This is a genomic window from Streptomyces sp. NPDC046915 (genome assembly GCF_040644935.1).
Taxonomy (GTDB): domain Bacteria; phylum Actinomycetota; class Actinomycetes; order Streptomycetales; family Streptomycetaceae; genus Streptomyces.
The window spans coordinates 148,361-167,267 of sequence record NZ_JBEYXB010000008.1; the positions used below are offsets into that span (position 1 = coordinate 148,361).

Sequence of the window (18,907 nt, forward strand, 5' to 3'; positions counted from 1 at the left end):
CGTCGAGCCACAGGCCCCCATGACCCCTCGGGTCGCCGCTGTCGGCGACGAACGGCCTGTTCGCACAACGGGATGTGGATTCCATCACGGCAACTGGAACTTAGCGTTGGAGTGATCGCGTGAGTACGGAACGCGTTCAGGAAAAGCGGCAGTTCGGGCATCGCGCCCGGCTGACGCTGACTCCTGCGCAGATCCGGCTCATGGACGGCCAGGCGCACGCGGCCCGCACCATGTGGAACTGTCTGCACGAATGGTGGTCGATGCTTCCCAGGGACAAGCGTTCCCCGGCCGCGGCCGACGTCGCGATCCGCCAGGCCCGCAAGGAGACCGACTGGCTCGGCGTGCTGCCCGCCCAGGCCGCGCAGGCCGTGCTGAAGACGTACTTGCAGGCCTGGCGGAACTGCTGGGACGGCCGCGCCGACGCCCCGAACTTCAAGGCCCGCGTCCGCACGGTGATGTCCGTGGACATCCCGCAGGGCCGGGACCTGAACATCACCCGTGTGCACCGCCGCTGGGGCATGGTCAACATCCCCAGGATCGGCCCTGTCCGCTTCCGCTGGACGAAGGACCTCCCGGCCGGCAAGCACGCCACCACCACCAGCCGTGTCACCGGGGCTCGACTGGTCAAGGACGCCCTCGGCTGGCACATCGCCTTCCGCGTCCAAACTCTCGAAACCAAGCCGGGGCCACACACCGGCCCGCACGTCGGCATCGACGCCGGAGTGAACCTGCCCCTCGCCCTCTCGGACGGCAACCACCGCGACCACGGCCGCCCGCCCCGCCTCCCCGACGGCACAGCCGACCGCGACAAATGGCTCAACCCCAAGGAGAAGACCAAGCTACTGGACCTCGAACGACGCGCCGCCCAGCGCAAGCAGCACCGAGGGCCCGGGGAGAAGACCTCCCGCCGCCTGCGGCACACCTACGACCAGATCAAGCAGCTCCGCGCCAAAGCCACGCGCCGCGCCGTTGACTGGCAGCACAAGACCACCACCAGCAGCATTGCCGCGCAGTACGGCACCATCGTGGTCGAACACCTCAACATCAAGAACATGGTCAAGTCCGCCAAGGGCACCATCGACAGCCCGGGGAAGAACGTCGCCCGGAAGTCCGGCCTGAACCGCTCCATCAGCCAGGAGGCATGGGGCCGCACCGTGACAATGCTGACCTACAAGACCGCCCGCCAGGGCGGCGCCCTGCACAAGGTCCCCGCCCCCGGCACCTCCCTGCGCTGCTCGGCATGTGGACTCACCACACCGGGCAGCCGCGAAGACCAGGCCACGTTCCTGTGCAAGAACCACGACTGCGGATGGTCCGGCAACGCGGACTGGAACGCAGCCCGCAACGTCCTGCACCTGTACCGGATGGGCCGCGCGCTCACCCCGGCTGCCGGAAGGGCAGTAGTCAGGCGTCCCCGCGACGTCAAACCCGCCACCGCAAGGTAGGCAGGAATCTTCCCCGAAGCACGAGGGAGAGCACTTCAATACTGGGACCAGGGTCACGGCGCGGCGCACGGCGTGTCCGGCGAAAGGGCCCGCAAGAGGCAGCGCTCCCGGGCCGCGGTCTCCGGTCCCGTCTGTCTCGGAGGCCGCCCCCGCGGCACTGGGCTCCAGCGCACCGGAGCCCGGCGTCGCGGGCTTTTTCTGCACCGGCCCCACTCACACCTCTTACAGCCGTGATCAATCCGCAACCAATTCCGGTCTTGACCGAGACCCATCAACCCTGTGCGTGATTACGCTCGCGCTCATGGCCGACTCTGCCCTGTCCGCGTCCCCCACCGACCGACCCGTCTACGTCATCGGCGCCGGCCCCGGCGGTCTGGCCGCCGCGCACGCGCTGCGCGCCCGGGGGATACGCGCGGTCGTGCTGGAGAAGTCCGACCGGGTCGGAGCGTCCTGGCGGCGCCACTACGACCGGCTGCACCTGCACACCACCCGCCGCCTCTCGGCGCTCCCCGGGCTGCCGATGCCGCGCCGGTTCGGGCGGTGGGTGTCCCGGGACAACGTGGTGCGCTACCTGGAGAAGTACGCCGAGCACCACGGCCTGGAGATCGTCACCGGGGTCGAGGTCTCCCGGATCGAGCGGCAGGCCGACGGCACGGGCTGGCTGCTGCACGCCTCCGGCGGGCGGGAGCTGACCGGCGGCGCGGTGGTCGTGGCCACCGGCTACAACCACACCCCGCGCGTGCCCGACTGGCCCGGCCTGGAGGGCTACGGCGGCGAGTTCCGGCACGCGGGCGAGTACCGCAACGCCGAGCCGTACGCCGGGCGGGACGTGCTGGTCGTCGGGGTCGGCAACACCGGCGCCGAGATCGCCGTGGACCTGGTGGAGGGCGGCGCCTCCCGGGTGCGGCTGGCGGTGCGGACCACGCCGCACATCGTGCGCCGGTCGACCGCCGGGTGGGCGGCGCAGTACACGGGCGTGCTGGTACGGCGGCTGCCCATCGGCCTCGTCGACAAGCTCGCCGGGCCGATGTGCAAGCTGAGCGTGCCGGACCTGTCGGCCCAGGGCCTGCCCCGCCCGGACACCGGGCTGTACAGCAGGGTCCGGGAGGGGTCGATCCCGGTGCAGGACGTCGGGCTGATCGACGCCGTGCGCACGGGGAAGGTGGAGATCGTGGCCGCCGTCGAGGGGTTCGAGGACGGCAAGGTCGCTCTCGCCGACGGTACGCGCCTGTCCCCGGACGCGGTGATCGCCGCGACCGGGTACGTGCGCGCCCTGGAGGGCCTGGTCGGCCACCTCGACGTGCTCGACGCCCACGGCAGACCGGTCGCGCACGGCCCCCACGCCCCGAAGAACACCCCGGGCCTGTACTTCACCGGTTTCACCAACCCCATCAGCGGCATGTTCCGCGAACTGGCCATCGACGCGGAACGCATCGCGAAGGCGGTGGCGAAGCGGGGCACCGGGCAGCTGTCGATGCTGCCGGGCGGCGACTAGGGCCCGTCCGGTGTCACCGCGTACCCGGGTACGGACGGCCAGCGCACCGTCAGCACCACCGAGTCCTCCTCGGCGAACCAGGAATGGTCGACCCCGCGGCCCCACACGACGTAGTCGCCCTGCTGTTCCAGGAGGACGCTGCGGCCGGGGAGCTCGACGCGGAAGCGGCCGCTGACGAGTACGAGGAGGGCTGTGCGCTCCTCGCCCTCCACCCAGGCCGCTCTCTTGTCGCCGCGTGGGTGGACGCCCCACTTGATCTCCACGGCCTCGCTGTGCCGGGGATCGCCGGTGTCCTTGAAGTGCCCGAGGAGCCACCCTCGGTCCAGCGCCGCGTCCTTGCCCGCGTTACCCACGTACACACCGTCGCTCACCGCCTGGACGCTACCAGCCGCTCCGGTCATCCTGGGTGCATCTTTGCGTGCACGACCAGTTCCTGACAGTGCGTCAGTTCAGTAATCTGACAGAGCGTCAGTTGAATGGCTGTCACACAGGAGCGGGCGGACCGATGCTTGGATCAACCCACGGCACCCTCACCACCGACTCCCGCCGGGCCCGGGTCATCGCCTGCGGTGAGCCCCGGCCCGCCGTGCACGGCCGGGCGGCCGACGTGGACGAGCTGGACGTCAGCGGGCGTCCACTGCACCGGGACGTACCCGATCTCGACCGGTTCTTCCGGCCCGGGTCCCTCGCCGTGATCGGCGCCTCGGACGCGGAGGGGCGGCCCAACACCGGCATCACGAGGCAACTGCTCGCCTGGGCCGAGCGGGTGGGGGCCCGGGTGCATCCGGTGCATCCCAGCAGGCCGGCCGTCTTCGGCGTCCCCTGCGTTCCCTGCGTCGCCGACCTGCCCGAGCAGGTGGACCTGGCCGTGCTGCTGGTCGCCGACCCGCTGCCGGTGATCGAGGAACTCGCCGAGGCCAAGGTGAGGTTCGCCGTCGCCTTCGCCTCCGGGTTCGCGGAGACCGGCGAGGAGGGCGCCCGCGCCCAGGCCCGGCTCGCGGCGGCCGCCCGGCGCTCCGGCCTCCGGCTGCTCGGGCCGAACACCAACCTCAACGCCTTCGAACGGTTCCGGGACGACCTGGACGGCCCGGCGATCGCCCTCATCACCCAGTCCGGACACCAGGGACGGCCGGTCTTCGCCCTCCAGGAGCTCGGCATCCGGCTCTCCCACTGGGCCCCCACCGGCAACGAGGCCGACCTGGAGACCGCCGACTTCATCTCCTACTTCGCCGAACGGCCGGAGGTCGGCGCCATCGCCGCCTACGTCGAGGGCCTGAAGGACGGCCGCGCCTTCCTGCTCGCCGCCGACCGGGCCGCCCGCCGCAAGGTCCCGGTCGTCGCCGTGAAGGTGGGCCGCACGGAGGCCGGGGCCCGTACCGCCGCCTCCCACACCGGCAAGCTGACCGGGGCCGACGACGTGGTGGACGCGGCGATGCGGCAGTACGGCGTGATCCGGGTCGACGGGCTCGACGAACTCCAGGACACCGCCGCCCTGCTGGCCCGCGCCCGGCCACCGCGCGCCGACGGGGTCGTCGTCTACTCCATCTCCGGCGGCACCGGCGCACACGTCGCCGACCTGGCCACCGGGGCGGGCCTCACGCTGCCCGTGCTGTCCGAGGGCCGGCAGGCCGAGCTGCACCGGTGGATACCCGAGTACCTGAACGTGGCCAACCCGGTGGACAACGGCGGCCATCCGGTCGGCGACGAACGCGGCCGGAAGATCATCGACGCCATCCTCGACGACCCCGAGGTGGGCGTCCTGATCTGCCCGGTCACCGGGCCCTTCCCGCCGCTGAGCGACAAGCTCGTGAAGGACCTCGTCGACGCCGCGGAGCACTCGGACAAGCTGGTGTGCGTGGTGTGGGGGTCACCGGTCGGCACCGAGCCCGCGTACCGGGAGGTGCTGCTCGGGTCCTCCCGGGTGGCCACCTTCCGTACCGTCGGCAACTGCCTCACCGCCGTCCGCGCCTACCTCGACCACCACCGCTTCGTCCACGCCTACCGCTCCCCCTTCGACGAGGCGCCCCGCACCCCCTCGCCCTCCTTCCGCAAGGCGCGCATGCTGATGCGGCCCGGCCAGCAGCTGAGCGAGCACGCGGCCAAGCAGCTGCTGCGCGCCTACGGCATCCGGGTGCCGCGCGAGCAGCTGGTGACCAGCGCGGCGGCGGCCGTGCGCGCGGCGGGCCAGGTCGGCTACCCGGTGGTGATGAAGGCCTCCGGCGCGCAGATCGCCCACAAGACGGAGCTGGGTCTGGTGAAGATCGGCCTGACCTCCGCCAGCCAGGTCCGGGACGCCTACCGGGAGCTCACCGACATCGCCCGCTACGAGGGCGTCTCGCTGGACGGCGTCCTGGTGTGCCAGATGGTCGAGCGGGGCGTGGAGATGGTCGTCGGCGTCACCCACGACGAGCTGTTCGGGCCGACCGTGACCGTCGGGCTCGGCGGGGTGCTGGTGGAGGTGCTGCGCGACGCGGCCGTACGCGTGCCGCCCTTCGGCGAGGACCAGGCCCGGGACATGCTCGCGGAACTGCGCGGACGGGCCCTGCTGGACGGGGTCAGGGGCCGCCCGCCGGCCGATCTCGACGCGCTCGTGGAGGTCGTGCTGCGAGTGCAGCGCATGGCGCTGGAGCTCGGGGACGAGCTGGCGGAGCTGGACATCAACCCGCTGGTGGTGCTGCCCAGGGGACAGGGCGCGGTGGCGCTGGACGCGCTGGCGGTGTGCCGCTGATGGAGGAGCCGACGGAGGAGACGTGGGTGCTGCACGAGAGGGCCGGCCAGGTCTCGTGCATCACGCTCAACCGGCCCGAGACCCTCAACGCCCTCACACCCGGCCAGCGGGAACGCGTCATCGGGCTGCTGACGGACGCCTCGGCCGACCCGGAGGTACGGGCCGTGGTCATCACCGGGACCGGGCGCGGGTTCTGCGCGGGGGCCGATCTGCGGGGCGGGGCGGGGGCGGGCGAGCGGGTCGCCGGTGACGTGGCGCGGGTGCTCCGCCTCGGCGCGCAGCGGCTCACCGCCGCCGTCCTCGACTGCGAGAAGCCGGTGATCGCCGCCGTGAACGGTACGGCGGCCGGCCTCGGCGCTCATCTCGCCCTCGCCTGCGATCTGGTGCTGGCGGCGGAGTCGGCCCGGTTCATCGAGGTGTTCGTGCGGCGCGGACTCGTGCCCGACGGCGGCGGCGCCTATCTCCTCCCGCGGCTGATCGGCCCGCAGCGGGCCAAGGAGCTGATGTTCTTCGGTGACGCGCTCACCGCCGCCGACGCCGAGCGGCTCGGGCTGGTCAACCGGGTCGTGCCGGACGAGGAGTTGGCGAAGACGGCCCGCGCGTGGGCGGAGCGGCTGGCCTCCGGCCCCACCCGTGCCCTCGCCCTGGCCAAGCAGCTCGTCAACGCCTCCCTCGACGCCGACCGCGCCGGCGCCTTCGCCGCGGAGGCGGCCGCGCAGGAGATCAACATGACGACGGCGGACGCGCGGGAGGGGCTCGCCGCGTTCGTGGAGCGCAGGAGCGCGGAGTTCAGGGGGCGGTAAGGCCCGGCGGCGCGAGGGCTAGCGCGACCCTTCCCATCTGACGTTCCGTCAGTTTCAATTGAGGGCGTGATGGGACACGCAGGGGCGGCCGCCGCCGCCGTCCGTTATCTCAGGTCGGCCGGGACCCCGGCCGCCGTGGAAGCGCTGCCGCGCCCGGAGTTGCGCTGTGTCGGCGCGGACGAACGCGCCCCCGTCGACCAGGCCGAGTTCCGGCGCGCCCTCGGGAACTTCGCGACGGGCGTGACCGTGATCACCGCGCCGCCCGCCGACGACGCCCACTCCCCGGCCGGCTTCGCCTGCCAGTCCTTCTCCTCCCTCTCCCTCGACCCGCCCCTGGTCGCCTTCATGGTCGGCCGGGCGTCGACGACCTGGCCGCGCATCGCCCGCGCGGGCGCCTTCTGCGTCAACGTCCTCGCCGCCGACCAGGGCGCCCTGTGCCGAGGCTTCGCGGTGAGCGGCGCGGACAAGTTCGCGGGCGTGGAGTACGACACGGCCCCGGTCTCCGGCTCCCCGCGCCTGGCGGGCACGGTCGCGTGGATCGACTGCACGGTCCACGCGGTGCACACCGGCGGCGACCACCTCATCGTGGTGGGCCGGGTGAACGCCCTGGGAGCGACCGACCAGGACGAAGCGCCCCTGCTGTTCCACCGGGGACGGTTCCTGTGAGCGGCGCGTCACAATCGACGGCATGGAGACAGTGATCGTCGGACTGATCGGCGCCCTGGCAGGGACGGCCGCCACGCTTCTCACGACGAGGACCGCCCGCCATCAGACACAGGTGCAGATGAGGGCCGAGCACGCTCGCCTGCGGTTGGAGCGCAGGGATCAGGCGTACCAGACTTTCGCCGCGACCGCCCATGCCCTGAAGGCCCATCTCGACGCCCTGCTGTTCGAGCCGATCCGCGGCGAGGAGTGGTACCAGGGGGAGTTCGCGGCCCGAGCCGTGGAACTCGGCGGGAAGCTGGACGAGGCCCGCCTGCCGGTGATATCGGCAGGTCCCCCCGAAGTCGACCGGGCCGCCGAGCACGTGCAGGAGACCTTTCGACGCAGCCTGGGGGTGTTCCGGATGCACGTCGCCGCCATGAGCCACGGGGACGGCGTCACGGTCCGGACCTCCCCGGGCATCGCCGACCTGCGCACCGACCTGTCACGCGTCGAGCCGTCGATCGTCGCCTTCCTCCGGTGCGCGCAAGCGGCCCTCTCCGATGACGGAACGAGGCCCACCCCACCTCGCTGATCGCAAGGGTCGCTCGGCGCTCAGGCCACCGCCGGCACGGGAACCGTCGGTCGGCGTCGGATCACCAGGGCCATCAGGGCCGCCGCCGCGCAGAGGGTGCCGGAGGCGTACCAGACCATGTTGTAGGAGCCGAAGGCGTCCCGGGCGACGCCGCCCAGGTAGGCGACGAGGGCCGCGCCGATCTGGTGGGAGGCGAGGACCCAGCCGAAGACGATGGCGCTGTCCTCGCCGTACTGCTCGCGGCACAGGGCGAGGGTGGGCGGGACGGTGGCGACCCAGTCGAGGCCGTAGAAGACGATGAAGAAGATCATCGGGGGGTGGATGCTCGGGGTCAGCAGCATCGGCAGGAAGAGCAGGGACAGGCCCCGCAGCGCGTAGTACACGGCCAGCAGGCGGCGCGGTTCGAAGCGGTCGGTGAACCAGCCGGAGGCGATCGTGCCGACGACGTCGAACACGCCGATGACCGCGAGCAGCGAGGCCGCCGTCGTGACCGGCATGCCGTGGTCGTGGGCGGCGGGCACGAAGTGGGTCTGGATCAGGCCGTTGGTGGAGGCGCCGCAGATCGCGAAGGTGCCGGAGAGCAGCCAGAACGGGCCCGTGCGGACGGCGGAGGAGAGGACCGCGAGGGTGCGGCGGGCGGCGCCGGTGACCGGAGGCGGCTTGGGGACGAACTCCTTCGCGCCGTACGGCTTCTGCCCCACGTCGGCCGGGTGGTCGCGCAGCAGCAGCCACACGAAGGGCACGACGGCGAGGGCGGCGAGCGCCACCGTCACGGCGGCCGGGCGCCAGCCGTGGTTCTCGACCAGCCAGGACAGCAGCGGCAGGAAGATCAGCTGGCCGGAGGCGGAGGCGGCGGTGAGGATGCCGCTGACCAGGCCGCGGCGCTCGGTGAACCAGCGGTTGGTGACGGTCGCGGCGAAGGCCAGCGCCATGGAACCGGAGCCGAGGCCGACCAGCAGGCCCCAGCACAGCAGCAGCTGCCACGCCGCCGTCATCCACACGGTCAGGCCCGAGCCGAGCGCGATCACGGTCAGCGCGACGGCCACCACCCGGCGGATGCCGAAGCGGTCCATCAGCGCGGCGGCGAACGGCGCGGTGAGCCCGTACAGCGCGAGGTTGATGGAGACGGCCGCGCCGATGGTGCCGCGCGACCAGCCGAAGTCCGCGCGGAGCGGGTCGATGAGCAGTCCGGGCAGCGAGCGGAAGGCCGCCGCGCCGATGATCGTCACGAAGGTGACGGCGGCGACGAACCACGCCCGGTGGATGCGCGGCTTATTGACTGGTGGGGTTTCCTCTGCGGTGGCCACGGCCTCGGTTGTCTGGGTCACGCCATAGAGCTTCCGCCCCGGAGCCACGCGCATCGAGTGGCCCGAAGGACAGCATTCGCTAGGATCGGGCCATGGAAACGGCCACAGGCTTCCGCCCGCACCGCGTCGTCGTCCTCGCCCTGGACGGCCTGCTCCCCTTCGAGCTGGGCATTCCGCACCGCATCTTCGGCCGCCCCAAGGACGCGGCAGGACGGCACCTGTACGAGGTCGTGACCTGCTCGCTCCGGCCGCCCGGCCCGGTCGACACCGACGCCGACTTCGCCATCCACGTCGCGCACGGCCCCGAGGCGCTGGCCACCGCCGACACGGTGATCGTCCCGGCCTCGTACGAACTGGGCCCGGTCTTCGAGGAGGGCGTGCTGACCGGGGAGCTGGCCGCCGCGCTCGCCCGGGTCCGCCCCGGCACCCGGCTCGCCTCCATCTGCACCGGCGTCTACGTCCTGGCCGCCGCCGGCCTCCTCGACGGCCGCCCCGCCACCACGCACTGGGCCGACGCCGACCGCTTCCAGCGCCTCTTCCCCCACGTCCGGGTGGACCCGGACGTGCTGTTCATCGACGACGGCGACGTCCTCACCTCGGCGGGCGTCGCCGCCGGCATCGACCTGTGCCTGCACATGGTGCGCCGCGACCACGGCACGGCGGTCGCCAACGACGTGGCCCGCCGTACGGTCGTACCGCCGCACCGCGACGGCGGGCAGGCGCAGTACATCGAGCGGCCGGTGCCCGACCCCCAGCAGGCCACCACGACCGGCGCCCGCGCCTGGGCGCTGGGCCGGCTGCACGAGCCGATCCAGCTGCGGGACATGGCCGCGCGGCAGTCCATGTCGGTACGGACCTTCACGCGCCGCTTCCGCGAGGAGGTCGGGGTCAGCCCCGGCCAGTGGCTCACCCAGCAGCGCGTCGAGCGGGCCCGGCACCTGCTGGAGTCCACCGACCTGTCCGTCGACCAGGTGGCCCGGGACGCCGGGTTCGGCACGGCCCAGTCGATGCGGCAGCACCTCCAGGCGGCGCTGGGGGTGACGCCGACGGCGTACCGGCGGACGTTCCAGACCGCGGTGGCGACGTGAGCGGTCAGAAGGTGAGCACCGCCCGCGCCACCCGCCCCGCCTCCGCGTCCGCCCGCGCCTTCTCGAAGTCCTCCACCGGGTAGGTCGCGGTCACCAGCTCGTCGAGGAGCAGCTCGCCCCGGCGGTACAGCTCGGCGTAGAGGGCGATGTCGTGCTGGGGGCGGGAGGAACCGTAGCGGCAGCCCAGGATCGACTTGTCCAGGTACATCGAGGAGACCAGGAAGGACGCCTCCGCCGTGGCCGGGGGGACGCCGAGGAGGATCGCCTGGCCCTCCCGGTCGAGCAGGTCGATCGCGCGGCGGATCAGCTCGATACGGCCGACGCATTCGAAGGTGTGGTCGGCCCCGGTGGGCAGCAGGTCCTTCACCCCCTCCGTCGAGGTCAGGAAGTCGGTGGCGCCGAACTGCCGGGCCACCGTCTCCTTCGCCGGGTTGTTGTCCACGGCCACGATCCGCAGGGCGCCCGCGAGCCGCGCGCCCTGGAGGACGTTCAGCCCGATCCCTCCGGTGCCGATCACCACGACGCTGTCCCCGCGCTCCACCCGGGCCCGGTTGAACACGGCGCCCACCCCGGTCAGCACCGCGCACCCGATCAGCGCGGCGGAGGACAGCGGGACGTCCTTCGGGATGCGGACCGCCTGCACGGCCTTCACCACCGTGCGCTCGGCGAAAGCGGAGTTGGACGCGAACTGGTACAGCGAGTCCTCGCCCCTGGTGAACGGCCGTCCCGGCCGCCCGATCGCCTTCCGGCACATCGTCGGCCGGCCCCGGTCGCACTCCGCGCAGGTGCCGCAGTTGGCGAGCGTGGACAGGGCCACGTGGTCGCCGGGCGAGACATGCGTGACGCCCTCGCCGACCGCCTCCACCACCCCGGCGCCCTCATGCCCCAGGACCACGGGGACGGGGAAGGGGATGGTCCCGTTCAGCACCGACAGGTCGCTGTGGCACAGCCCGGCCGCCGAGATCGCCACCCGCACCTCACCCGGCCCCGGATCCCGTACCGCCAGATCGTCCAGGACCCGCACCTGCTCGCCGTCGAACACCACACCACGCATCGCTCCAGCCCCCTCAGCCCTTCGGTTCCCTCGGCAGACCGAGCACCCGCTCGGCGATGATCGTGCGCTGCACCTGGTCCGAGCCGCCGTAGACGGTGTCGGCCCGGGAGAACAGGAACAGGTGCTGGAACGCGTCCAGTTCGTACGGCGCCGACGGCGACCAGTCCGCCGGGCCCGCGCTCGCCGCCGCCCCGCGCACCGCCATCGCCAGCTCCCCGAGCCGCTGGTGCCAGCCCGCCCACAGCAGCTTGGCCACACTCGGTGCGCCCGGATCGCCCGAACCACCGAGCGTGCGCAGGGCGTTGAAGCGCATCACCCGCAGCTCGGCCCACTGCCGCACCAGACGGTCGCGTACGACGGGGTCGTCGGCGGCGCCGGTGTCGAGGGCCGTCCGGACGACCCGCCCCAACTCCTCGGCGAACCCGATCTGCTGGGCGAGCGTCGACACCCCCCGCTCGAAGCCGAGCAGGCTCATCGCCACCCGCCAGCCGTCGCCCTCACCGCCCACGACGTGCTCCACGCGTGCGCGTGCACCGTCGAAGAAGACCTCGTTGAAGTCGCTGGTCCCGGTCATCTGCCGGATCGGCCGCACCTCGATGCGCCCCGGCTGGTCCATGGGCACGAGCAGGAAGCTCAGCCCGTGGTGGCGGCGGGACCCCGGGTCGGTACGGACGAGCACGAAGCACCAGTCGGCCTCGTGGGCGAGGGAGGTCCAGATCTTCTGCCCGGTGATCCGGTAGGACGCTCCCTCACGCACCCCCGCGGTCCGTACTCCGGCCAGATCGGACCCGGCACCCGGTTCGCTGTAGCCCTGACACCACAGTTCCTCACCGGCAGCGACGGGCGGCAGAAAGCGCGCCTTCTGCTCGTCACTGCCGTGCGCGACGAGGGTGGGCGCGAGCAGGTTCTCCCCGATGTGCCCGGAGCGCGGCGGCGCCCCCGAGCGCGCGTACTCCTCGGCCCAGACGACCTGCTGCGTGAGCGTCGCGGTCCGGTTCCCGTACCCGGCCTCGGACCAGCCGAGCCCGATCCAGCCGGCGGCCCCGAGGGTACGTTCCCAGGTCCGGCGGTCCGGGGAATGCCCGGCGTGCTCCGCGAGCCAGGCGCGGGCCGTGCTGCGGAACGTATCGTCCTCTGCGGTGAACTCGAAGTCCACGTGGCCTCCCTTGTAGTCGCCGGTCGGCATACGCGCCCCAAAGGGGCGCGGGGAACTGCGCGATCAACCCAGAACAACCCGCAGCCGCCGAACCAGAACGGCCCCCGGGCTCTTAGGCGTTAGGCCGAGAACCATCCCGCGCCGCCCTCTCCATGGCCTCCAGCTGGGACAGCATCGGCATTGGATCAACCCCCACCGAACCCGGCAGCAACTCGGCAAGCGCCTCCGGAGTCCAGCACCCCTCCCGGTAGGCCGAGCGCAGCTCACGCGGCTGGGCCCAGACCGCCAGCTTCGGCCCCGCGATCGTGTACACCTGCCCGGTGATCCCCTGCTCCCGCGCCCGCTCCGACAGCAGGTAGACGACCAGCGCGGCCACGTCCTCCGGCTCCCCGATCTCCTTGAGCTCCGTCGGGACGCCCGCGGACATCCTCGTGCGCGCGACCGGCGCGACCGCGTTGGCGGTCACCCCGTACTTGTGCAGGCCGAGGGCCGCGCTGCGGACGAGCGAGATGATGCCGCCCTTGGCGGCGCTGTAGTTGGCCTGCGAGACGGACCCCTGGTGGTTGCCGCTGGTGAAGCCGATGAGCGTGCCGGACCTCTGCTTGCGCATCACCGCGGAGGCCGCGCGGAACACGGTGAACGTGCCCTTGAGGTGGGTGGCGAGGACGGGGTCCCACTCGTCCTCGGTCATGTTGAACAGCATGCGCTCGCGCAGGATGCCGGCCACGCAGACGACCCCGTCGAGGCGCCCGTACGCCGACAGGGCGGTGTCGACGACCCGTTGCCCGCCCGCCATGGTGGAGATGTCGTCGGCGACGGCGACGGCCTCGCCGCCGGCCGCCTCGATCTCCTTGACCACGGCGTCGGCGACCTCACTGGTCGGTGAGGTGCCGTCGGTGGCGACCCCGTAGTCGTTGACGACGACCTTCGCGCCCTCGGCCGCCGCCGCGAGGGCGACCGACCGGCCGATGCCCCGCCCGGCGCCCGTCACGGCGACGGTCTTGCCTGCCAAGAAGTTCCCCACGCCCGGCCCCTTCCCGCGGTTTCTGACGGACCGTTAGATTTTATGGCGCGTCGGACGCGAGGAGACAAGCCCCGGGAGGACCGAGATGTCACTGGCCGCACTCCATCCCGAGTTCCACGACATCGCCAAGCGCGTGAACAACTGGGGGCGTTGGGGGGCCGACGACGAGATCGGCACCCTGAACCTGATCACGGACGAGGTGGTCCGCGAGGCGGCGGCGACCGTCCGCACCGGCCGGCGGGTCCCCCTCGCGCTGCCGCTGAAGGAGGACGGCGTGCAGACCGGGATGATCCCGGGGCGGGTCAACCCGTTGCACGCGATGGTGCAGGTCAACCAGGAGCTGTTCGGCCCGGGGACGGTGGCGTGCAGCGACGACGTCGTGACGATGGGGCTCCAGGCGGGCACCCACTGGGACGCGCTGACCCATGTGTCGCACTCGGGGAGGCTCTACAACGGCCGTCCCGCCGGCAGTGTCACCGCGCACGGCGGTGCCGAGTTCGGCGGCATCGACAAGGCTCGGCACATCGTCTCGCGCGGGGTGCTGCTGGACGTGGCCCGCGCGCGGGGGGTGGACCGCCTGGAGGGCGGGCACGCGGTCACCCCGGAGGACCTGGAGGCGGCCGAGGATCTCGCCGGGACGCGGGTACGCGCGGGGGACGTCGTGCTCGTGCGGACCGGTCAGGTGCGGGTGTATCTGGCGGGGGACAAGCACGGGTACGGCTATCCGTCGCCGGGGCTGTCGGTGCGTACGCCGGAGTGGTTCCACGCGCGGGATGTCGCCGCGGTCGCCAACGACACCCTCACCTTTGAGATATTTCCGCCGGAGATAGAGGATTTGTGGCTGCCCGTGCATGCGCTCGATCTGGTGGAGATGGGGATGCTCCAGGGCCAGAACTGGAATCTCGAAGAGTTGTCCACAGCCTGTGGAGAAGTCGGGCGGTACGCGTTCCTGCTGTCGGCGATGCCCGAGCCGTTCGTCGGCGCGACCGGCACACCCGTGGCGCCCGTCGCCGTCCTCTGACGTCGGGGAGGCATCCGGTGGCGTCGGGGAGGCATCCGGCTGGCGGCGCGCCGGCGCCCACCCCGAGCGCGGTCCCGCACGCCGCCATCCGGCCCCGACCCACACTCGCCGAGGGCCCCGTCACCCGGACCCTCGCCGTCCCCTCGCGGCGAATCGATGAACACAAGCGTGATCAGACGGTCACGACGCGTCAACACCCGTACGGGCATTTATTGCTTACGCCCGATTCGCGGTGGACGCGCACGGATGCACACCCGGCGCATCGACCCGGGGATCGCGACGACCCGGCGAAGCCGCCTGCACCCCGTGCTCCGGGACTACACCGCCTCGAAGGCGAACCCGTCGAACGCCGCGAGTCCGCCCCCGTAGGCCACCGCCGCACCGCGCCCGGTCTCCTCGCAGCGGTCCAGCTCGCACCAGATGCGCTTGCCCGCGCCATCCGTGCTCCAGCCCCAGCGGTCGGCGAGGCCGTCGACGAGGGCCAGGCCCCGGCCGCCGGTGGCGTCGTCGCCCGCACACCGGGGCACGGGGGCGCGGGTGCTGGTGTCGGCCACCTCCAGGCGCACGGTGGCCTGGTCCGCCGCCGCGCCGGGCAGGGAGAGCCGCAGCACGGCCGGGCACCCGGTGTGCACCACGGCATTGGTGACCAGCTCGGAGACGAGCAGGATCAGGGTCTCGGCGAGCGACTCGTCGTCCGCCATCCCGGACCCGGCGAGCCGCGAGCGAGCCCACCTTCTGGCCCGCCCCACCTCCGCGGGGTCGGGTCGGATCTCCAGCTGCACTTGAAGCACCTGCACCGCTCACACCATCCGAACCGGCGGACACATGACCCCACGCCACGCGAACGCCACGACGAGGGTCGCGACGAGCACCACGACGAGGGCCACGATCGTAGCCATTTTCTGCATGGCCAGAACAACGGCCAGAGCAGGGGTCACGGAACGTGATTCCCTTGGAAGACAGCATGGTTGACGTACAGTCACCTCAACAAGCGCTTCGGGCATATTCCAGCGCGAAGGAGTACGTGTACGGCATACTGTGCGACGGTCATCCCGGAGAGTCGAACAAGCCGGTTGCGAGGCCGCCTTGGGGGCCTCACCGGCACGGTTCGAGCTCTGGGCCACTCGCATCTCACACAAGGTACCGGAGCACTCACCGACTCCGAGGGGTGACGAGTCGCGTACAGGGCCCACCCCGTCATCAACGCTCCGTGATCACGTTGTGCCACGATCCGTGACATCTCCCGGTCGGCGGCACGCCGACCTCCCAGCGCAGGCGCCTTGCGGCCGCTTCAGGCGAGGAGATCGACGGCGAGCAACTCCTCACTCTCCGTGACGCCACCGGCACGTTGGGCTCGCACCCATGTTCGCTTCAGATGGAGATGCACCTCTGCTTCCCAGGTGAAGCCCATCCCGCCGTGCACCTGGAGGCAGTCCCGGGCACCGCGCAGGGCCGCCTCGTCGGCGAGCAGCCGGGCCGCCGCGATGTCCACGGGATCGGCGGTGACGGCCGCCGCGTACACGGCGGCCCGAGCGGTCTCGGCCCGGACCAGCATCTCCGCGCACAGGTGCTTGACCGCCTGGAAGGCCCCGACGGGCTGCCCGAACTGCTTCCGCGCCCGGGCGTGTTGCACCGCCAGCTCGCACACGCGCGCAGCCGTGCCCAGTTGTTCGGCGGCGGTGAGGAGCACGGCGACGGCATCGGGCGCGCGGGCCCCGGGAACGCCAGGGTCTCCGGGAACACGGTGCAGCGGTGTCAACGGGTCCGCCGACCTGAGGGGTACGGCCCCGGAGGCGTCCCCGAGCACGGTGTCGGCCTCGGCCAGCCACTCCACCAGGCCGCCGTCCACGGCGGTCACCACCGCCTCCCCGGTGGCCGCGCCCGGCACGGTCCCGGCCGCGAGGTGGGTGGCCACCAGCGGGCCCGGCAGCAGCGCCCGCCCGGCTTCCTCGAAGGCCAGCACCGCCTCGGGCAGGCCCGCTCCGGCCCCGCCGTCCGCCTCGGGCAGCCGCAGCGCGAAGAACCCGGCCTCCCCCAGCTCCCGCCACAGCGCCCGGTCGAGGCCGGGCTCCGCGACCGCCGCCCGCAGCGCCGCCGTGTCGAAGCGCCGGGTGAGCAGTTGCCGCACTCCGTCCCGCAAGGCGCGCTGCTCATCGGTCAGTTGGAATCGCAAACCCGGCTCACCGTCCCTTCGGCAGTCCGAGGATCCGCTCGCCCACGATGGTCCGCTGGATCTGCGAGGTGCCGGCCGCGATGGTGTACGACAGGGCGGAGAGCCGGTCGAGCACCCAGGGCCGGTCGAGGTCGAGGCAGTCCGGGCCGAGGACGTCGGCCGCGGTGTCGTACAGCTCCTGACGGGCGTGCGAGTACCGCAGTTTGAAGACCGAGCCGCCGACCCCGGGCACCCCGCCGTTCGACTCGGCCTCGCTGACGTTCCACTGCGTCAGCCGCCACAGGGCGCGGAACTCGGCGTTCAGCCGGCCGAGCCGCCGCCGCAGCACCGGATCGTCCCAGCGGCCGTTGCGCCGTGCCTCGTGGGCCAGTTCGCCGAGGACCCGGCGGCAGGCGACCACCTCGCCGACGAACGCCGTGCCGCGCTCGAAGGACAGCGTCACCATGGTCACCCGCCAGCCGTCGTTCTCCGCCCCGACCCGGTTGGCGACCGGCACCCGCACCTCGTCGAGGAACACCTCGGCGAACTCCGCCGACCCCGCGAGCGTCCGCAGCGGCCGTACGGTGACGCCCGGCGCGTCCATCGGCATCGCGAGCCAGGTGATGCCCTTGTGCTTGGGCGCCTCGGGGTCCGTGCGGACCAGCAGTTCGCACCAGTCGGCGACTTCCGCGTGCGAGGTCCAGATCTTGGACCCGCTCACCACGTAGTCGTCGCCGTCCCGCCACGCGCGCGTGCGCAGTGCCGCCAGGTCGGACCCGGCCTCCGGCTCGCTGAACCCCTGGCACCACACCTCCTCGCCGCGCAGGATCGGCGGCAGCCAGCGCGCCCGCTGCCCGTCCGTCCCCTCGGCGGCGATCGTCGGCCCCGCGTGGAGCAGCCCGACGAAGTTGGCGCCCACGTAGGGAGCGCCGGCCTTCTCGGTCTCCTCCAGGAAGATCAGCCGCATGGTCGGTGAGGCGTCCCAGTGGACGTCGGCGTACCCGGCGTCGTACAGCATCCGCTGCCAGCCGAGGTCGTGGGCGCGGCGGCCCGGCCAGTCGTCCGGGGAGGGCTTCGCGGGAAGCGTGGCCAGCACCTTGCCCAGCCACTGGCTCAGCCGGGCCCGGAACTCCTCCTCCTCGGGCGTGTACGTCAGGTCCATGGGCGGCTACTTGTCGAGGTCCAGGGAGAGCATGCGGATCGCGTTGCCCCGCATGAGTTTGTAGACCGTGTCGTCGTCGAGGCCCTTGACGTGGTCGAGGGCGACCTCCTTGGTGTGCGGGAAGGTCGAGTCGACGTGCGGGTAGTCGGTCTCGAAGGTGGCGTTGTCCCGGCCGACGACGTCGAGGGACGCGACTCCGTGCTTGTCGCGGAAGAAGCAGCAGAAGATCTGCCGGTAGTAGTACGTCGACGGGGGCTCCGGGATGAGGTCGCGCACCCCGCCCCAGGCCCGGTGCTCCTCCCACACGTCGTCGGCGCGTTCCAGGGCGTACGGGATCCAGCCCATCTGGCCCTCGGAGTAGGCGAGTTTGAGCCGGGGGAACTTCACCAGCACGCCGCTGAAGAGGAAGTCCATCATCGAGGCCATGGCGTTGTTGAAGGACAGCGAGGCCTGTACGGCGGGGGGCGCGTCGGGGGAGGCGGCGGGCATCTGCGAGCTGCTGCCGATGTGCATGTTGACGGCCGTCCCGGTCTCCTGGCAGGCGGCGAAGAACGGGTCCCAGTAGCCGGAGTGGATGGAGGGCAGGCCGAGGTAGGTGGGGATCTCGGAGAAGGTCACCGCCCGCACCCCGCGCTCGGCGTTGCGCCGGATCTCCGCGACGGCCAGTTCCACGTCCCACAGCGGGATCAGGCACAGCGGGATCAGCCGCCCGCCGCTGTCCCCGCACCACTCGTCCACCATCCAGTCGTTGTAGGCGCGCACACAGGCCAGCGCGACCTCCTTGTCGTGCGCCTCGGCGAAGGTCTGCCCGCAGAAACGCGGGAAGGTCGGGAAGCAGAGGCTGCCCTCGACGTGGTTGAGGTCCATGTCCTTCAGCCGTGCGACGGGGTCCCAGCAGCCGCGCCGCATCTCCTGACGGGTGATGCCCTCCAGGGTCATCTCGTCCCGGTCGAAGCCGACGGCGGCGATGTTCCGCTTGTACGGGAACTTCAGGTCCTCGTAGATCCACCAGTCGGTCGGCGGGCCGTCGGGGTCCATCGTGATCTGGTACTTGCCGCCGACGTAGGCGAGCTCGCCGATCCCGGCGGTGAGCGGTTTGGGGCCGCGGTCGCGGTACTTCGCCGGCAGCCAGGTCTCGAAGAGGTGCGCGGGCTCGATCACGTGGTCGTCGACGCTGATGATGCGGGGCAGTTCGGTCGCCATGGGTCCCCTCCGCCGGACGGTGCCTGTCGGAC

Annotated in this window: 18 protein-coding genes; 8 read left to right on the plus strand and 10 right to left on the minus strand. The window is 72.1% G+C overall.

What is annotated here, in order from left to right:
* The first annotated feature begins 119 nt into the window (after window positions 1-119).
* Both ABZ915_RS21905 and ABZ915_RS21910 read left to right on the plus strand, forming a co-directional pair.
* Window positions 120-1,445, plus strand: a complete 1,326-nt coding sequence (locus ABZ915_RS21905; protein ID WP_361805475.1) for a transposase — start codon at window positions 120-122, stop codon at window positions 1,443-1,445.
* A 301-nt stretch (window positions 1,446-1,746) separates the two neighbouring features.
* A complete protein-coding gene (locus ABZ915_RS21910) occupies window positions 1,747-2,940 on the plus strand; it encodes an NAD(P)/FAD-dependent oxidoreductase (protein ID WP_361805478.1) in 1,194 nt (397 codons plus the stop codon).
* Here the strand turns inward: ABZ915_RS21910 and ABZ915_RS21915 are convergent.
* Window positions 2,937-3,311 (minus strand): signal peptidase I, encoded by a 375-nt coding sequence (locus ABZ915_RS21915; RefSeq protein WP_361805481.1) that lies wholly within the window; start codon window positions 3,309-3,311, stop codon window positions 2,937-2,939. The two genes, ABZ915_RS21910 and ABZ915_RS21915, sit on opposite strands and share 4 nt — an antisense overlap.
* A 134-nt stretch (window positions 3,312-3,445) precedes the next feature.
* Here ABZ915_RS21915 and ABZ915_RS21920 point away from each other — a divergent pair, with 134 nt between their 5' ends.
* The 4 genes from ABZ915_RS21920 to ABZ915_RS21935 all read left to right on the plus strand — a co-directional run bounded on the left by ABZ915_RS21920 (window position 3,446) and on the right by ABZ915_RS21935 (window position 7,708).
* A complete protein-coding gene (locus tag ABZ915_RS21920) occupies window positions 3,446-5,668 on the plus strand; it encodes an acetate--CoA ligase family protein (protein ID WP_361805484.1) in 2,223 nt (740 codons plus the stop codon).
* A complete protein-coding gene (locus tag ABZ915_RS21925) occupies window positions 5,668-6,471 on the plus strand; it encodes an enoyl-CoA hydratase-related protein (RefSeq protein ID WP_361805487.1) in 804 nt (267 codons plus the stop codon). The genes ABZ915_RS21920 and ABZ915_RS21925 overlap by 1 nt, the downstream gene beginning before the upstream one ends.
* A gap of 69 nt (window positions 6,472-6,540) precedes the next feature.
* The gene (locus ABZ915_RS21930; protein ID WP_361806281.1) at window positions 6,541-7,137 is read left to right on the plus strand and encodes a flavin reductase family protein; all 597 of its coding nucleotides are present in this window, start codon (window positions 6,541-6,543) and stop codon (window positions 7,135-7,137) included.
* A 22-nt stretch (window positions 7,138-7,159) separates the two neighbouring features.
* Window positions 7,160-7,708 (plus strand): hypothetical protein, encoded by a 549-nt coding sequence (locus tag ABZ915_RS21935; protein WP_361805490.1) that lies wholly within the window; start codon window positions 7,160-7,162, stop codon window positions 7,706-7,708.
* Between the two features lie 20 nt (window positions 7,709-7,728).
* Here ABZ915_RS21935 and ABZ915_RS21940 read toward each other — a convergent pair whose 3' ends face one another.
* Complete coding sequence (locus tag ABZ915_RS21940; protein WP_361805493.1) at window positions 7,729-9,036, minus strand: MFS transporter; 1,308 nt, start codon at window positions 9,034-9,036, stop codon at window positions 7,729-7,731.
* Between the two features lie 71 nt (window positions 9,037-9,107).
* Between ABZ915_RS21940 and ABZ915_RS21945 the strand changes: the two genes are divergently transcribed.
* Window positions 9,108-10,103 carry a helix-turn-helix domain-containing protein gene (locus ABZ915_RS21945; RefSeq protein ID WP_361805496.1) on the plus strand — a complete coding sequence of 332 codons (996 nt, stop codon included), beginning with the start codon at window positions 9,108-9,110 and terminating at the stop codon, window positions 10,101-10,103.
* Between the two features lie 4 nt (window positions 10,104-10,107).
* Here the strand turns inward: ABZ915_RS21945 and ABZ915_RS21950 are convergent, their stop codons facing one another.
* The 3 genes from ABZ915_RS21950 to ABZ915_RS21960 all read right to left on the minus strand — a co-directional run bounded on the left by ABZ915_RS21950 (window position 10,108) and on the right by ABZ915_RS21960 (window position 13,337).
* Window positions 10,108-11,157, minus strand: a complete 1,050-nt coding sequence (locus tag ABZ915_RS21950) for a Zn-dependent alcohol dehydrogenase (RefSeq protein ID WP_361805499.1) — start codon at window positions 11,155-11,157, stop codon at window positions 10,108-10,110.
* Window positions 11,158-11,170: 13 nt separating this feature from the next.
* Window positions 11,171-12,313 carry an acyl-CoA dehydrogenase family protein gene (locus ABZ915_RS21955; protein WP_361805502.1) on the minus strand — a complete coding sequence of 381 codons (1,143 nt, stop codon included), beginning with the start codon at window positions 12,311-12,313 and terminating at the stop codon, window positions 11,171-11,173.
* 112 nt (window positions 12,314-12,425) lie between these two features.
* Window positions 12,426-13,337: an SDR family oxidoreductase gene (locus ABZ915_RS21960; protein WP_361805505.1), complete on the minus strand. Its 912-nt coding sequence runs from the start codon at window positions 13,335-13,337 to the stop codon at window positions 12,426-12,428.
* Window positions 13,338-13,422: 85 nt separating this feature from the next.
* Here ABZ915_RS21960 and ABZ915_RS21965 point away from each other — a divergent pair, with 85 nt between their 5' ends.
* Window positions 13,423-14,358 (plus strand): cyclase family protein, encoded by a 936-nt coding sequence (locus tag ABZ915_RS21965; RefSeq protein WP_361805508.1) that lies wholly within the window; start codon window positions 13,423-13,425, stop codon window positions 14,356-14,358.
* A 317-nt stretch (window positions 14,359-14,675) separates the two neighbouring features.
* On the opposite strand, the gene ABZ915_RS21970 is transcribed toward ABZ915_RS21965, so the two are convergent.
* The 5 genes from ABZ915_RS21970 to ABZ915_RS21990 form a co-directional block, all read right to left on the minus strand.
* Window positions 14,676-15,140: an ATP-binding protein gene (locus ABZ915_RS21970; RefSeq protein WP_361806284.1), complete on the minus strand. Its 465-nt coding sequence runs from the start codon at window positions 15,138-15,140 to the stop codon at window positions 14,676-14,678.
* Window positions 15,141-15,158: 18 nt separating this feature from the next.
* The gene (locus ABZ915_RS21975; RefSeq protein WP_361805511.1) at window positions 15,159-15,296 is read right to left on the minus strand and encodes a hypothetical protein; all 138 of its coding nucleotides are present in this window, start codon (window positions 15,294-15,296) and stop codon (window positions 15,159-15,161) included.
* Between the two features lie 353 nt (window positions 15,297-15,649).
* Window positions 15,650-16,531 carry an acyl-CoA dehydrogenase family protein gene (locus tag ABZ915_RS21980; protein WP_361805514.1) on the minus strand — a complete coding sequence of 294 codons (882 nt, stop codon included), beginning with the start codon at window positions 16,529-16,531 and terminating at the stop codon, window positions 15,650-15,652.
* 7 nt (window positions 16,532-16,538) lie between these two features.
* Entirely contained in the window at window positions 16,539-17,672 is a 1,134-nt protein-coding gene (locus ABZ915_RS21985) for an acyl-CoA dehydrogenase family protein (protein WP_361805517.1), read from the minus strand.
* 6 nt (window positions 17,673-17,678) lie between these two features.
* Entirely contained in the window at window positions 17,679-18,875 is a 1,197-nt protein-coding gene (locus ABZ915_RS21990) for an amidohydrolase family protein (protein WP_361805520.1), read from the minus strand.
* Between the last annotated feature and the right edge of the window lie 32 nt (window positions 18,876-18,907).